At 40.9% G+C, this 16,431-nt stretch carries 10 protein-coding genes; 7 read left to right on the top strand and 3 right to left on the bottom strand.

From position 1 onward, the window contains the following. The first annotated feature begins 188 nt into the window (after positions 1-188). Positions 189-2,261 (top strand): RNA degradosome polyphosphate kinase, encoded by a 2,073-nt coding sequence (locus D0T60_RS10185; RefSeq protein WP_163218078.1) that lies wholly within the window; start codon positions 189-191, stop codon positions 2,259-2,261. 65 nt (positions 2,262-2,326) lie between these two features. Then, a complete protein-coding gene (locus D0T60_RS10180) occupies positions 2,327-4,570 on the top strand; it encodes an inorganic phosphate transporter (RefSeq protein ID WP_163218077.1) in 2,244 nt (747 codons plus the stop codon). A 14-nt stretch (positions 4,571-4,584) separates the two neighbouring features. On the opposite strand, the gene D0T60_RS10175 is transcribed toward D0T60_RS10180, so the two are convergent. Then, a complete protein-coding gene (locus D0T60_RS10175) occupies positions 4,585-4,986 on the bottom strand; it encodes a response regulator (protein ID WP_163218076.1) in 402 nt (133 codons plus the stop codon). 104 nt (positions 4,987-5,090) lie between these two features. On the opposite strand from D0T60_RS10175, the gene D0T60_RS10170 reads away from it, so the two are divergent. From D0T60_RS10170 to D0T60_RS10150, 5 genes are all read left to right on the top strand, one after another. Then, positions 5,091-6,725: an ABC-F family ATP-binding cassette domain-containing protein gene (locus tag D0T60_RS10170; protein ID WP_163218075.1), complete on the top strand. Its 1,635-nt coding sequence runs from the start codon at positions 5,091-5,093 to the stop codon at positions 6,723-6,725. 83 nt (positions 6,726-6,808) lie between these two features. Continuing rightward, entirely contained in the window at positions 6,809-7,231 is a 423-nt protein-coding gene (locus tag D0T60_RS10165; RefSeq protein ID WP_370524410.1) for a DUF6769 family protein, read from the top strand. A gap of 235 nt (positions 7,232-7,466) precedes the next feature. Then, positions 7,467-8,726 (top strand): efflux RND transporter periplasmic adaptor subunit, encoded by a 1,260-nt coding sequence (locus D0T60_RS10160; protein WP_163218073.1) that lies wholly within the window; start codon positions 7,467-7,469, stop codon positions 8,724-8,726. A gap of 50 nt (positions 8,727-8,776) precedes the next feature. After that, a complete protein-coding gene (locus D0T60_RS10155) occupies positions 8,777-11,944 on the top strand; it encodes an efflux RND transporter permease subunit (RefSeq protein WP_163218072.1) in 3,168 nt (1,055 codons plus the stop codon). Next, the gene (locus tag D0T60_RS10150) at positions 11,941-13,119 is read left to right on the top strand and encodes a TolC family protein (RefSeq protein WP_163218071.1); all 1,179 of its coding nucleotides are present in this window, start codon (positions 11,941-11,943) and stop codon (positions 13,117-13,119) included. The genes D0T60_RS10155 and D0T60_RS10150 overlap by 4 nt, the downstream gene beginning before the upstream one ends. Positions 13,120-13,307: 188 nt before the next feature. On the opposite strand, the gene D0T60_RS10145 is transcribed toward D0T60_RS10150, so the two are convergent. Both D0T60_RS10145 and D0T60_RS10140 read right to left on the bottom strand, forming a co-directional pair. After that, a complete protein-coding gene (locus D0T60_RS10145; RefSeq protein WP_163218070.1) occupies positions 13,308-14,864 on the bottom strand; it encodes an ATP-binding protein in 1,557 nt (518 codons plus the stop codon). 75 nt (positions 14,865-14,939) lie between these two features. After that, a complete protein-coding gene (locus tag D0T60_RS10140) occupies positions 14,940-16,322 on the bottom strand; it encodes a methyltransferase RsmF C-terminal domain-like protein (protein ID WP_163218069.1) in 1,383 nt (460 codons plus the stop codon). Positions 16,323-16,431: the final 109 nt, after the last annotated feature.

The following is a 16,431-nucleotide window of genomic DNA, read 5'->3' as shown; positions in this document are numbered from 1 at the left end:
TGCAGGGGAGGAATTCCTGCGGCATCGACTCCTCCCCTGCAAGGGGGAGGTGCCCAAAGGGCGGAGGGGGACTTTCTCATATTATGAATTAATTTTGAATTCCTACTTATAATTCAGGGAAAATTTATTCAATGAAGATTGGGTAAATTGGTTAGTTGATGTTATATTTGGGCAAAAGCTTTAAGATAATGGAAGAAAAATATAACTACTTCAAAAGAGACATCAGCTGGCTCTCGTTCAACTACCGTGTACTATTGGAGGCAGAAGACGAACGTTTACCCTTATACGAACGTATCAACTTTATCTCTATCTACTCTTCCAATCTCGAAGAATTTTATAAAGTACGGGTGGGCGATCATAAAGCAATAGCCTCCGGCATAGCCCGAAATGACGAAGAGACTGTGCAATCCTCCATTGAATTACTGAAAGATATTAATGCAGAGGTAAACCGACAATTGGAAGAGCGCGTCCGCATCTACGAACGTAGCATATTACCGGCTTTACGTAAGAATCATATTATATTCTATCAAGGCCGTAGTGTTGAACTTTTCCATCAGCAGTTTATACGCGATTTCTTTCAGGAAGAGATATTCCCCTACTTGCAACCGGTGCCGATATCTAAAGATAAAATCCGCTCGTTTCTGAGAGACAAGCGCCTTTATCTGGCCGTGCGCCTCCTTAAGCGCGGCCTCCCATTGCACGCACCAGACTCCGTAAGCTACTTTGCGATAAAGATACCCTACCTCAAAGTACCTCGCTTTATTGAATTGCCCGAACACGAAGGCAATTACTACCTGATGTTTTCCGAAGATATAATCAAAGCCAATTTAGATGTTATCTTCCCGGGATACGATGTAGATTGTAGCTTTTGCATCAAGATATCCAGAGATGCCGATATTCTGATTGACGAAGAATCGAATACCGACATCGTAGAACAGGTAAAGAAGAAAGTAAAGAAAAGAAAGATAGGAGCCGTAAGCCGCTTTGTGTACGACCGACAAATGCCCGACGATTTTCTTTCTTTTTTAGTAGATGCTTTTCAGATAGACCGCAATGAGTTGGTTCCCGGAGATAAGCACCTCAACTTAGAAGATCTTCGCGACTTGCCCAATCCCAATAAAGCGATTGAGTGGAGCGAGAAGCCTCTACCCATGAAACTTAATTACTTGGACCATAAAGAATCTATATTCAGGTATGTAGCTCAAAGAGATTTGATGTTGCATTACCCCTACCATTCTTTCGAACACTTTATTCATTTTTTATATGAAGCAGTTCACGATCCTTTAACCAGAGAGATTATGGTTACCCAATATCGGGTGGCCGAGAACTCCGCAGTTATCAATACATTAATTGCTGCCGCACAAAATGGCAAGAAGGTGACTGTATTTGTTGAATTAAAAGCCCGTTTCGACGAAGAAAACAACCTGACCACCGCAGAAATGATGAAAGCCGCCGGAATAAACATTATATATAGCATACCGGGGCTAAAAGTACATGCCAAAGTTGCTTTAGTGTTACGACGCAATTCAGAGGGTAAACAAATACGTAGTTATGCTTATATCAGTACGGGGAATTTTAACGAAAAAACTGCCAAGCTGTACGCTGACATCGGGCTCTTTACTATTAATCAGACCGTTGTAAACGATCTGCACAACCTTTTCCTTACATTACAAGGAAAAGAGAAACCCGAATTTAAGCGATTGCTCGTTGCCCGTTTCAACCTGATTCCGGAGCTAAACCGTCTTATCAACAATGAAATAAAGTTGGCTAAACAAGGAAAAGGAGGAAGAATTGTACTCAAAATGAATGCACTACAAGATCCTCTTATGATTGACCGACTTTACGAAGCTTCTCAACAGGGGGTAAAAATAGACTTGATTGTTCGTGGTATTTGCTGCCTCATACCCGAACAGAGCTACAGCAGTAACATACGCGTCACCCGCATTGTAGATAGTTTCCTTGAACATGCCCGTGTATGGTACTTCGGGAATAATGGTCGACCGAAAGTTTATTTAGGTTCTCCCGACTGGATGCGAAGAAATCTCTATCGCCGGATTGAAGCCATAGTACCTGTATTAGACTCCAACTTACGCGAGGAAGTTATCGATATGCTCTCCATTCAGTTAAAAGACAATCAAAAAGCTTGCTTTGTAAATGCAAAGCAGGAAAATGTTTTTAAAAAAGATCCAAATGCGGAACCCGTGAGATCGCAATACACTTTCTATCAATATCTTAAAAAGAAAAATGAAACATTTCTGTAATATACCTGACACCTCCATGCAATAAGAATATCATTTCTTTGCATGATATAACGTAACACGTATTTATGGAAACATTTTATCTCGGCATTGTTATTTTTATATTCGTCATTGCTATTTTCGACATCTTAGTGGGTGTGAGCAATGATGCTGTAAATTTCTTAAACTCTGCTATCGGAGCCAAAGCTGCCCCCTTTAAAACGGTGCTATTTATTGCTGCCATCGGTATATTTGTAGGAGCATCGCTCTCTAATGGCATGATGGATATTGCCCGGCATGGTATCTATCAACCGCAAAACTTCTATTTTGCAGAAATTATGTGCATACTACTGGCCGTTATGCTGACGGATGTAGTACTATTAGACACCTTTAACTCTCTGGGCTTACCCACATCCACAACGGTATCTATGGTATTCGAACTTTTAGGAGCCACATTTGCCATATCACTAATCAAAGTGTATAATGACGACAGCATAGGTTTAGGAGATCTGATAAATACCGATAAAGCACTCTCGGTTATCATGGCTATATTTATATCGGTGGCCATCGCTTTCTTCTTTGGTACGTTTATTCAATACATAGCCCGGCTCGTCTTTACCTTCAATTACAAAAAAAGGATGAAGTACAGCATCGCCTTATTCGGAGGTATTGCAGCAACAGCAATCATTTACTTTATGTTGATTAAAGGTTTAAAAGACAGTGCTTTCATGACAGCCGAGAACAAGCAATGGATTCAGGAAAACACCTTAATGCTTGTGGGTTACAGTTTCCTCTTCTTCACGATACTTATGCAGATATTACATTGGCTCAAAGTTAATGTATTTAAGGTAGTGGTATTATTAGGAACATTTGCCTTGGCACTTGCATTTGCCGGAAATGACTTAGTAAACTTCATCGGTGTGCCATTGGCAGGCTATTCATCATACATTGACTTTGTGGCCCAAGGTCCGGGAGTTACTCCCGATAATTTCTTAATGACTTCCTTATTAGGTTCTGCCTCCACCCCTTGGTACTTTCTGGTAGGAGCAGGAGCTATTATGGTTTATGCATTGTTTACTTCCAAGAAAGCTCACAATGTAATAAAAACATCTGTAGATTTATCTCGTCAGGACGAAGGAGAAGAAATGTTCGGCAGCACTCCAATGGCAAGAACCTTTGTACGCCTCAGCCTGAATATAGGAAGCAGTATATCCAAATGGATACCGGAAAAAACAAAGCAATGGGCAGATACGCGTTTTCGTAAAGACGAAGCCATTATTGCCGATGGTGCCGCTTTCGATTTGGTACGTGCCTCTGTCAATTTGGTTGTTGCCGGATTACTTATCGCATTGGGAACATCGCTCAAACTTCCTTTATCTACTACGTATGTAACATTTATGGTAGCTATGGGTACATCGCTTGCCGACCGTGCATGGGGACGAGATTCTGCCGTATTCCGCATCACCGGTGTTTTATCTGTTGTAGGTGGTTGGTTTCTTACTGCCGGAGCCGCATTTACCTTATGTTTCTTTGTTGCACTAATTATTCACTATGGTGGAACAGCAGCAATCTTAATCCTATCAGGCATTGCAGCTTTCATGCTGATTCGTAGCCAAGCCATGTTCAGCAAGAAAAAGAAAAAAGAAGAGGTAAGCGAAACCGTTACTCAACTAATGCGTAGCACCAATAGCGGTGACGCTTTAAGACTATTACGCATACATACCCGCGAAGAATTAGGAAAGGTTCTCGATTTTGCCGAAGAAAACTTCAATCGCATTATAACTTCTTTTATTGATGAAAACTTGAGAGGACTGCGAAAAAGCAAAGGAGCTATTAAGTTCGAAAAACAACTTATTAAACAAATGCGGAGAATAGGTGCCATGGCAATGTCTCATCTTGATAACACTACCTTGTTCGAAAAAGGATTGTATTACTATCAAGGAAACGACTTCGCAGGCGAATTAGTATACACCATAGACCGATTATGCGAACCTGCATTAGAGCATATCGACAACAACTTCAACCCACTAAACCAAACACAAAAAGAAGAGTTCAATGAACTTTCCGGTAGAATAGTTGAGTTAATACATTCTTGTTCCGAAAAAATAAAGAACAACGATTATGACAACCTTAAAGAAGATATTCGCTTATCAAATACATTGAACAATCAGCTATCTGCACTTAAACGCGAAGAGTTACAACGTATTCAAAGTCAAAACAACAGTATCAAGGTAAGTTTGGTATACCTTACAATGCTTCAGGAAGCTCAAAACGTGGTGACTTATACCATTAATCTGATGAAAGTAAGTATGAGATTTCAAGTAGACGAATAAACGCTAATATTTTATTACCACTGTATTTCGGGGAAGTATTTCGATAAACAATTTCTCAGAATAGTTAAAGTAATAGGCTTTACCAAAACCTCTGTAGCCCCTGCGTTCATTGCATTTTCTTTATCAGAACTAAATGCATAAGCAGTTTGCATAATGATAGGAATATCAGAAGACATTTCACGAATAATTTGAGTAGCCTCCAACCCCGTCATAACAGGCATTTTAATATCCATCAGAATAGCCGAGGCTTCAGACTGGTGCTGAGTAAACAATTCTACCATTTCCTGTCCGTTTCGCGCCCAAACGATATCACACTTTTTCCCTATAATAGCTTTAATTAATTTGAAATTACTATCATCATCTTCCGCAACTAAGATCAATGGACGTATACCGTCAGCATTTTTTTCCATTTCCATAAGTCTGTATCTTCGTATATTTCTGAAATAGCAGGTTTTGGGTGCAAGTTAGAAAAAAAAACGATATAAATGTTTATCTTTGCGCCTCAAATTTCAATTAAAGTATGATTTCAGTTGATGGACTAACTGTTGAGTTCGGTGGAACAACCCTATTCTCAGATGTTTCTTTCGTTATTAATGAAAAAGACCGCATCGCCCTTATGGGAAAGAATGGTGCAGGTAAGAGTACCCTATTAAAGATATTGGCCGGTGTAAGAGCTGCTTCCAAAGGAAAGATCTCTGCACCCAAAGAATGCGTTATTGCATACTTACCTCAACACCTAATGACGGAAGACGGAAGAACTGTATTCGAAGAAACAGCACAAGCTTTTGCGCATCTGCACCGCATGGAAGCCGAAATAGAACTACTCAACAAAGAGCTGGAAACCCGTACCGATTACGAGAGCGACAGCTATATGGAGCTCATAGAAAAAGTATCTGCTTTAAGCGAAAAGTTCTATACCATTGATGCTACCAACTACGAAGAAGATGTTGAAAAAGCCTTATTGGGATTAGGTTTCAGTCGCGAAGATTTCAATAAACCAACCAGCGATTTCAGTGGAGGATGGCGTATGCGTATTGAATTAGCCAAACTCTTACTCCAAAAACCGGATGTACTTTTATTGGATGAGCCTACCAATCACCTGGATATTGAATCTATTCAATGGTTGGAAGATTTTCTGATCAATAGCGCCAAGGCTGTAATCGTAATCAGCCACGACCGTAAGTTTGTAGATAACATCACCACTCGTACCATTGAAGTGACAATGGGACGCATCTATGATTATAAAGTTAACTATTCCAAATATCTTGAATTACGTCAGGATCGTCGTATACAACAACAAAAGGCTTTTGAAGAACAACAAAAGTTTATTGCGGAAACAAAAGAGTTTATCGAGCGTTTCAAAGGAACTTATTCAAAGACTTTACAGGTGCAAAGCCGTGTGAAGATGCTCGAAAAACTGGAGATTTTGGAAGTGGACGAGGAAGATACTTCTGCATTGCGCCTAAAATTCCCTCCTTCTCCACGTTCGGGTAATTATCCGGTTATTATGGATGCGGTAGGCAAGTCTTATGGCGATCAGTTGGTTTTTCGTAATGCTTCTCTCACCATCGAGCGAGGAGATAAAGTTGCTTTCGTCGGTAAAAACGGAGAAGGAAAATCAACGCTTGTAAAATGTATCATGAAAGAGATTGACCATGATGGTACATTGACTTTAGGCCATAATATACAAATTGGCTATTTCGCACAGAATCAGGCTTCTTTATTAGATGAAAACCTCACCGTATTCCAAACCATCGACGATGTTGCTAAAGGAGATATCCGCAATAAAATACGCGATTTGTTGGGTGCCTTCATGTTTGGAGGAGAAGAATCGACCAAGAAAGTGAAAGTGCTTTCGGGTGGAGAACGTACTCGCTTAGCTATGATCAAGTTACTATTGGAACCGGTCAACCTGTTAATTCTCGATGAGCCTACCAATCACTTAGACCTGAAAACCAAAGATATACTGAAACAAGCCTTGGTAGATTTCGACGGAACATTGATCGTAGTATCTCATGACCGCGATTTCCTCGACGGACTGGTAACGAAAGTATATGAGTTTGGTAACAAAAAAGTAACTGAACACCTCAGTGGAATCTACGAATTCCTGGAAAAGAAGAAAATGGACTCATTAAGAGAGTTAGAGAAAAAATGAGAGATTCATTAATCAATCTTTGCAACCAAGTTGCATCTTGATTATTTGGTTTTAAGATTTGAATCTCCTACTTTTGTACCCCAATGAAGATAAAGACTTTTATATCCATCTTTCTATTAACAATGAGTATGATACTTGTTGTTATGCCAACCATCCCCCATCATCATCATGGGAATGGTATTATTTGCATGAAAGATGATATAAAAGAAAATGATTGTGGTTGCCACCATCATGGTCATCATCACCACCATCCGGGAGATGATCCTTGTTGTACAAACAATTGTCTTACCCAAAACATTAATGCCGAATCGGCTCGTCAACAAGCAAATTTTATAGCAGAATTCGATTGGGTTCCTATGGTCTTTCTGCTTGTTGAATCTACTTTTAAACTAATCACACAACCCATAGATCCTGACGATTATAATGATCATGTCTATCGGGAATCGCTTCACGGCACGTTTATTACACGTGCCGCAGGGCTTCGTGCACCTCCTGTTTCTTGCTAAGGCTCTTTAGCTTCGATTCTACGTATCGGAATAATGGATACGCGGAAAAGCGGAATGAGCGGATGAACGCGGAATTTTAATTTAATATTCCCGGGCAAATCCGTATTAATTGATAATCAAATATTTATCTTTTCCGCGTTCTTCCGTTCATTCCGCTTTTTCCGCGTATCTATCACAGAAGATTTAATATCAACCAATTTTAAATAACAAACTAATTTTATTAATCATATCTATTATGAAGAAACTTATATTCGTAGGAGTTCTCGGACTTTTCTTGCTGGGTTCCTGCCAGAGTCGTTCTAAAGCAGACTCGCACAATCACGAAGGACATAACCATGATCACAGTGCTCATGCTCAACAAACAACTTCACATAACCATGAAGGATGTGATCATGACCACGACCATGACCAAGAACACAATCATGACCACGATCACGACCACAATCACGGGCATAGTCATGAAGAGGGAAACAGTGATGAAATTGTACTTTCCAAAGAAAAAGCAGAAGCAGCCGGAGTTAAATCGGCAGTAATTAAGCCCGGCACATTCAATCAGGTAATAAAAACCAGCGGACAAGTTCTTGCTGCACAAGGAGATGAAGCCACAGCCGTAGCCACAGTGGCAGGTGTTGTTTCTTTCCGCAACCGTTTGTTGGAAGGTATGAGCGTTAATAAAGGTAGTTCTTTACTTACTGTATCTGCCAAAAATATGGTAGACGGTGATCCTATTCAGAAGGCTCGTGTTACATTTGAGAAAGCTCAAAAAGAGTTTGAACGCATGCAGGCATTGGTTAAAAACAAAATTGTATCTGAGAAAGACTTTAATCAGGCTGAACTTGAATATCAGAATGCCCGTATCAGCTATGAAGCAGTAGCTAAAAACCATTCTACCGGCGGTCAAATGATTATTTCTCCCATTACAGGCTTTGTTAAAAACATCCTGGTAAAAGAAGGAGATTATGTAGAAGTGGGACAACCGGTAGTAAGTATTACACAAAACCGTAAATTATTCCTTCGCGCAGAAGTATCCGAGAAATATTACAGCCATCTGCATACTATAAGCTCTGCCAACTTTAAGACTCCTTATAATAATGCAGTATATCAGTTAAATGATCTTGGGGGGCGTTTACTTTCCTTTGGAAAAGCAGCAGGAGATAATTCTTATTATGTACCTGTAACATTTGAGTTCGACAACAAAGGAGATATTCTTCCCGGCTCATTTGTGGAAATCTATCTGCTTTCTTCTCCTATAAATAATGTGATTTCGCTGCCGCATAGCGCATTGACAGAAGAACAAGGAAGCTTCTTTGTATATCAACAATTGGATGATGAATGTTATAAAAAACAGGAAGTCACCTTAGGAGCAGATAATGGTGAAAGCATACAAATACTAACCGGAATATCTGCCGGAGAGCGTATTGTAACTCACGGAGCTTATCAGGTAAAACTTGCTTCTGCAAGTAATGTATTACCGGCACACAGCCATGAACATTAAAGCCTCTCCCTTTTATCTGAAAGTCTCAGTATGAATAAATTTAGTAAACAATGAACAAAACAAAAAAGAATGTAACTCCCTCCTCCCTCTCCTTAGGAGAGGGCCGGGGAGAGGCTGGATTTTTAAATAAAATCATAAAATATTCGCTAAATAATCGTCTCATTATATTAGCAGCATCCGTGCTTCTGATTATTGGCGGACTTTATACCGCCGTAAACACAGAAGTAGACGTATTTCCGGATTTGAACGCTCCTACGGTAGTTATCATGACCGAAGCCAACGGTATGGCCACCGAGGAAGTAGAACAATTAGTCACTTTCCCCATCGAAACAGCAGTAAACGGGGCTACCAGCGTACGCCGTGTACGCTCTTCCTCCACTACAGGCTTTTCGGTAGTATGGGTGGAGTTTGATTGGGGCACTGATATTTACCTGGCTCGCCAGATTGTTTCGGAAAAACTTTTGATAGTCAATGAGTCTTTGCCTCCCAATGTTGGCAATCCTACGCTGGGTCCGCAATCTTCCATTCTGGGAGAAATGCTCATTATAGGGTTGACTGCGGATTCAACTTCCATGCTCGATCTGCGTACCATTGCCGATTGGACGATTCGTCCACGACTACTTTCTACCGGAGGGGTGGCGCAAGTTGCTGTATTGGGTGGCGATCTGAAAGAATATCAGATATTGCTGTCTCCCGAACGGATGAAACATTACAACGTTTCTTTGGATGAGGTGATGACTGCCACCCGAGGCATGAATCAAAACGCCAATGGCGGAGTATTGTACGAATTTGGTAACGAATACATTGTTCGTGGTATGCTTTCAACTACTCTATTGGAGCAATTGGGAAAGGTGATGGTTAAAAACACTGATAATATCCCCGTACTATTAGAAGATATATCTGATATAGGCATCGGAGCTAAAACTCCCAAACTGGGAACAGCCTCCGAAAGAGGAAAAGCCGCAGTGTTATTGACTGTAACCAAACAGCCAGCCACCAGTACATTGGAACTGACGGATAAATTAGAAGCTTCCCTGCAAGATCTGCAAAAGAATCTACCTCCTGATGTGAAAGTATCTACCAACATTTTCCGTCAGAGCCGGTTTATAGAAAGTTCTATCGGTAATGTGCAACGCTCTTTGCTGGAAGGGGGTATTTTCGTAGTTATTATTTTATTCTTGTTCCTGGGGAATGTACGGACTACGGTTATTTCGTTAGTTACTCTCCCACTCTCTCTGCTTGTTTCTATTCTGGTATTGCACTATATGGGTCTTACCATTAATACAATGAGTTTAGGAGGGATGGCCATAGCCATCGGTTCACTGGTAGATGATGCCATTGTAGATGTGGAAAATGTATTCAAGCGTCTGCGCGAGAATAAGCTAAAACCACAAGAAGAACAGGAATCCATCATTCAAGTAGTATTCAATGCTTCTAAGGAAGTACGTATGCCTATATTGAATTCTACCCTGATTATTGTAGCCAGCTTTGTACCTCTCTTTTTCTTATCGGGTATGGAGGGACGTATGTTAGTGCCGCTGGGTATTGCTTTTATTGTAGCATTATCGGCATCAACGGTAGTAGCGCTTACGCTTACTCCTGTGCTTTGTAGCTATCTGCTGGACAACAATAAAGGAAACAAAACGCTGAAAGAATCATTCATTGCCATTTATCTGAAAGGGATATATGAAAAAGCACTTGTTTGGACGCTTAAGCATAAACGCCTAATATTAGGAAGTACCATTGGTTTATTCCTGGTAGCCCTGATCTGCTTTTTCACATTGGGACGCAGCTTCCTGCCCCCATTTAATGAAGGCTCTCTAACAATTAACGTTAGTTCTTTGCCCGGTATCTCTCTTGAGGAATCCGACAAAATGGGGCATCGCGCAGAGATGCTTCTATTAACAATCCCTGAAATACAAACCGTAGCCCGCAAAACCGGACGCGCCGAGCTCGACGAACATGCCTTAGGAGTGAATACTTCTGAGATTGAAGCGCCTTTCGAGTTAGGTAAGAGATCACGCAGTGAGTTCATGGCGGAAGTACGCGAAAAGTTAGGTACCATTACAGGAGCTAATATAGAAATAGGGCAACCCATCAGCCATCGTATTGATGCTATGTTATCGGGAACTCAGGCTAACATCGCCATCAAACTCTTTGGAGATGATTTGAATAAAATGTTTGCTTTAGGAAATGAAATTAAAAGCAGCATTGCCGGCGTTGAAGGTATTGCCGACTTAAATGTGGAGCAACAGATAGAACGCCCTCAACTGAAAATTACACCTAAACGGGAAATCATGGCGAAGTACGGCATCAGCATGCCCGAATTCTCGGAGTTTGTCAATGTAAACTTTGCCGGAGAGGTAATATCTCAGGTGTACGAACATGGGAAAAGCTTTGATTTAACCGTTAAAGTAAACGATAAAAATCGTGATAAAGCAAACCAAATCGCTGATTTAATGATTGATACGGGCGACGGTAAAAAAGTGCCATTGAATTATATCGCGGATATTCGCTCGTCGATGGGTCCCAACACAATTAGTAGAGAAAATGTAAAACGAAAGATCGTTATCTCCGCTAATGTAGCCGACCGGGATTTGCGTAGCGTAGTTAATGACATTCAAAAACTGGTAGATGAACAAATCTCTCTGCCGGAAGGATATCACATAGAATATGGCGGACAGTTTGAAAGTGAACAAGCAGCCAGCCGTACACTATTGCTGACTTCTATCATGTCTATTATCGTTATTTTCTTATTGCTGTTTAATGAGTTCCGCAATGTAAAACAATCGGGTATTATCTTGCTGAACCTTCCATTGGCACTTATCGGAGGAGTCTTTATTCTTCTTTTCACTACGGGCGAAATCAGTATTCCTGCCATTATCGGCTTTATATCTTTGTTTGGTATTGCCACCCGAAACGGGATGTTATTGGTAAGCCGTTACAACCATTTACAAAGTGAAGAAGGCATGGGACTGTACGACAGCATCATTCACGGTTCTTTAGACCGATTGAATCCTATACTTATGACTGCCTTAACCTCGGCCCTGGCACTTATCCCACTGGCATTGAACGGTGATTTGCCGGGTAACGAGATTCAAAGCCCAATGGCCAAAGTAATTTTAGGCGGATTGTTGACTTCTACCTTATTAAATGGGTTCATCATCCCCATTGTTTATCTGATGATGCATACTAAAAAGAAAGGAGAAAATGTATGAAACAATTTATATTCACTGCCGCGCTCTTCCTAACGATGGGAGCGCAGGCACAAACCAGTTCCATAGATCGGATATTGAATGAGATTGAGCAAAACAATAAAGAATTGAAAGCCAATGAAAGCCTGATCCAATCGCAAAAATTAGAGGCGAAAACCGATAATAACCTGCCGGACCCAACTGTTTCTTATGCGCACCTGTGGGGCAAAAAGAATAGTGATGCAACGGTCAGCGAAATGGTGATCTCCCAATCTTTCGATTTCCCTACATTGTATGCCAGTCGTCATAAACTGAACAAATTAAAGATGGGAACATTCGATGGTCAGGCAGATATCATTCGTCGCGACCTGCTGCTTCAAGCCAAAGAGGTTTGTCTGGACATCATCATGTTACGCAGGCAAAAGCTCATTTTAGATGAACGTCTTAAAAATGCGCAACAACTCTCGAACATGTACACACAACGATTGGAGGCCGGCGATGCCAATATTATTGAAACCAATAAGATTAACCTCGAATTGCTGAACGTGAAAACAGAGGCAACGATGAATGAAACGACTTTGCAAAACAAGATGAAAGAGCTTAGAATGCTCAATGGCAATGAAGTCATTGTTTTTGAAGAAACAGACTATCCGGTCGTTCATTTCCCTGAAAACTTACAAGAGCTAAAGGCAGAGGTAATAGCTACCGATTTCGAGTTGCAATCTATAAATAAAGAAGTAGCCGCGGCACGTCAACAAGTTACTGTCAACAAATCGCAGTGGTTGCCTAAATTAGAATTGGGATATCGCAGAAACACGGAATCGGGAGATCCTTTCAACGGGTTTGTAGTAGGCTTCTCCATTCCCATCTTCGAAAATAAGAACAAAGTTAAAATGGCTAAGGCTCAAACATTGAACTTATCTTACCAAAAGGAAAATACCTCTTTACAGATAGAATCTGAATTAGCTCAACTTTATGAAGAAGCCGGAGCATTAAGAAGCTCCATGCAGGAATATGAAAAGACTTTCCAGGCACAGTCTGATTTGGAACTACTGAAACAGGCTTTAACTGGCGGAGAAATATCCATGATTGAGTATTTTGTAGAAGTATCTGTTATCTACCAAAGCAAACTGAACTATCTGGAGCTACAGAATCAATACCAAAAGGCGATGGCGAAGATCTATCGCAACAGGCTATAAATCAGATAGGCGGATTCTCATTTTTCTCAAGGGCTTGAGAAAAAAATCTCAAGCCCTTAAGTATCTATACTCAAGCCTTTGAGTATTTGTTCTCAAGCCTTTGAGTGTTTGTACTCAAGCCTTTGAGTGTTTGTTCTCAATGCCTTTGAGTGTTTGTACTCAAGCTTGTGAGTATCATAAGGAACTTTCTAACCCACCAAATAGCTACCAATATTCCTTTCTTCTTTATTGAAATCTACTCCAATCTTTATCAGTTCCCTGCCATCAACAGTATATGGTAATAGATATCCTTTTTCATCAATCTGCTGTAATGCTGCTTCGGCACTACCATTCAATTTGAATTCAAAGACATAGATATAATCACTCGTTTTCACTACGGCATCGGCACGACCACGAGCACTACTCACTTCTGCACCGATATATTCACCCAGAAGTTTAAATACTAAGTAGAACACTACTTGGTAGTGTCGCTCTGTTTTATCATTCAATTCGTAAGGGATGTCGGCAAAGAAAGCTTTTAAACGTTCCATGAAAGAAGGGATATCTCCGCGTTCTAACTCCTGAACAAATTTGCCGATAAAGAAACCTCGTTCGTTCTCATTGATACGGGAGTAGAATGGTAACAAGAACTTTAAGAAGGCATACTGCACCTCATCATTAGGGAACTTCAATAAGTAAAGGGCAAAACGTGGGTCGTAATCCTTTATGGTGAGATAACCGCTTTGGTAAATCATAGGAATAGGATTACTCGTTTCTGCACGGTATTCGGAGAAAGAAGAGGAATCCGTCTCTATGCCATCTATTAATAAACGAAGGTCGTAATCGCTTTCCTTCAATAGCTCTACCAAGAAAGTAGGGGTGCCGGTGTGGAACCAATAATTATCGAACTTCTTTTTTTGCAGCGCGTTCAATACACTGAATGGGTTGAACATACCCGGAGAATTCTCACAAAAGTGATACCCATCATATTGAGCAGCCATTTTATTGACTGTTTCATCAAAAGATAATTGATAATTACTTCCTAACTGATGTATTTCCGGAGTAAACACCTCTACCAATTCTTCGGCTGTAATACCACAAAGAGTAGCATACGATGAATCCATACTAATATCATTCAACTGATTCAAGTCGCTAAACACGCTTACCTGTGCAAACTTGGTAACTCCTGTCAGGAATACGAAGCGTAAGTAGCGGTCGGCACTTTTCAGTACTCCATAAAAGGCTTTCAGTATGCGGCGATACTCCTCCAGTAGAGGTTCATTAAGCATAGCTTGCAGCAGGGGCTTGTCGTATTCATCAATTAATACCACAACGCCACGACCGGTTTGTTCGTAAGCCCGACGAATAACACCGGTAAAACGGGTAGCAAGAGAATCTTCATCTTCACTGCGTCCATATTTTTTTTCCCATCGGGCCAGATAACTATTAATGATTATGTTAAGCCGCTCGGGTGCATCATATTTCTCCGCATTCAAATCAAGGTGTAAAACCGGGTATTGAATCCAATCCTTTTCCAACTCTGCTATGGCAAGCCCTTCGAAAAGATCTTTCCGTCCTTCAAAGTAAGACTCGAAGGTAGAGATAAGCAAACTCTTACCAAAACGCCGGGGGCGACTGAGGAAATAAGGTGTTGCAGCAGATACAAGTTGATAAACCATAGCAGTTTTATCAACGTACAGAAAGTTCTCGGTACGTATTCTTTCAAATGTCTGTATCCCTATAGGAAGCTTGCGATTAATATTCATGGTTTCAATCTCTATTTTATTTCTATATGACCCTATACAAAAGTATAACTATTTATTTAACTATCCTATTCTGTACTACAAACATTTAATACTCTCCGGCATAAATCCGGTTCTGATTCTCCACTCCTGCGGATAAAGATTATTAGCTCTGTTACCTATATTCTTCACAAAACCCAGTGGTAGTTGACGATAAGTGAGTAAGATATAGCCCTTAGGAACTTCGTCATCTAATACAATGGCTTCTTTGCGCAAATAAGCAATAGCATCTTCATAAGAAATCTCCCAAACGAAAAAGGAACCCGAAGCATATTCATTACTCATAGCCAATGCGTGAGCCGGAACAACATCCTTGCCTTTTATTTCTCCTAACGCAACTCCACGCTGAACAATACGCAATTCTTGTTGCAACAAAGCCGCTTTGCCCACATATTCTTCACGTAGAGCAGAAACCGTCTGTCCGTTTAAAAGCAATTGAAAACGATTCGAGTCTTTCAGCCATTGCTCTTTAAAGTCGAACTTGCTATTTTTGTGTTTCTTTAAATTTGCTTCGCGAACAGACGCATCTTCATGTTTACGCAAAACGGCCAAAAAGAAACCTTCGCCTTTCGTTTTATGAGGGAGGAAACGATAAACGGGAAAATCTTCTCCCAACAGATTTCCTGTAATCTCCGGGAATCCCGATGTCTGTATCGGGAGTATTTCTGCGCCCAACTCTTCGCTGATCCAAGCTACATTTTCCTCGTTCTCTTTAGTATTGTAGGTACAGGTGCTGTATAATAGAAGCCCACCGGGCTTTAGCGAAGGCCACACATCTGCAATGATACGCCGCTGACGCTGCCGGCAGATTTCCACATTTGCCAAGCTCCACTCTTTCATCGATTCGGGATCTTTGCGAAACATACCCTCGCCCGAGCACGGAACATCCGCCACAATGGCATCAAAGAAGGAGTACAAAGAAGAGAAGTCGGCCGGATCGTTATTGGTTACCACCACATCGGTATGCCCCCACTTGGTGATATTTTCTGCCAATATTTGAGAACGGCTCCGAATTACCTCATTGGCCACAAGTAAGCTTCCTCCGGGCAGACAACTGCGCAAATGGGTTGACTTACCTCCCGGCGCAGCGCATAAATCCAAGACGGTGGCAGGCTGAGAGAAGTAGGCTTTCACCGCCTGTTCGAGAAACATGGACGAAGCCTCCTGCACATAGTAAGCCCCGGCATGAAAAAGCGGATCGAAGGTAAACGTCAGTCGCTCGTCCAGATAGAATCCCGTATCGCACCAAGGCACTCTATCGGTCAGCGTATCAGGTATTTCTTGTTGACAATTCTTCCATTTAGAGGAATTTAACCGAAGGCTTACGGGAGAGTTTTCGGCCAACGCATTGATAAGTTTATCACATTCGGCATCACCCAGCAAAGTACGGGTTTGTTCTATAAAATCGATTGGTATATTCATCTGTTTACAATTACTGAATGCAAATATTAAAAATAATTCTATCTTCCTCTACAAAATTGCCTATAATATTTTTTATGGCTATCTTTGCGACCGAAAAAACAAACTTAAC

Source organism: Bacteroides sp. 224, from assembly GCF_010500995.1.
Lineage (GTDB): Bacteria > Bacteroidota > Bacteroidia > Bacteroidales > Bacteroidaceae > Bacteroides.
The sequence above is the reverse complement of the archived record's forward strand: the minus strand, read 5'-3'. Positions and strand labels throughout refer to the sequence as shown.

What these genes read in the sequence shown, in the direction of transcription:
- D0T60_RS10185 (WP_163218078.1), top strand. Translation starts at nt 189, where the DNA reads ATGGAAGAAAAATATAACTACTTCAAAAGAGACATCAGCTGGCTCTCG.
- D0T60_RS10180 (WP_163218077.1), top strand. Translation starts at nt 2,327, where the DNA reads ATGGAAACATTTTATCTCGGCATTGTTATTTTTATATTCGTCATTGCT.
- D0T60_RS10175 (WP_163218076.1), bottom strand. Translation starts at nt 4,986, where the DNA reads ATGGAAATGGAAAAAAATGCTGACGGTATACGTCCATTGATCTTAGTT.
- D0T60_RS10170 (WP_163218075.1), top strand. Translation starts at nt 5,091, where the DNA reads ATGATTTCAGTTGATGGACTAACTGTTGAGTTCGGTGGAACAACCCTA.
- D0T60_RS10165 (WP_370524410.1), top strand. Translation starts at nt 6,809, where the DNA reads ATGAAGATAAAGACTTTTATATCCATCTTTCTATTAACAATGAGTATG.
- D0T60_RS10160 (WP_163218073.1), top strand. Translation starts at nt 7,467, where the DNA reads ATGAAGAAACTTATATTCGTAGGAGTTCTCGGACTTTTCTTGCTGGGT.
- D0T60_RS10155 (WP_163218072.1), top strand. Translation starts at nt 8,777, where the DNA reads ATGAACAAAACAAAAAAGAATGTAACTCCCTCCTCCCTCTCCTTAGGA.
- D0T60_RS10150 (WP_163218071.1), top strand. Translation starts at nt 11,941, where the DNA reads ATGAAACAATTTATATTCACTGCCGCGCTCTTCCTAACGATGGGAGCG.
- D0T60_RS10145 (WP_163218070.1), bottom strand. Translation starts at nt 14,864, where the DNA reads ATGAATATTAATCGCAAGCTTCCTATAGGGATACAGACATTTGAAAGA.
- D0T60_RS10140 (WP_163218069.1), bottom strand. Translation starts at nt 16,322, where the DNA reads ATGAATATACCAATCGATTTTATAGAACAAACCCGTACTTTGCTGGGT.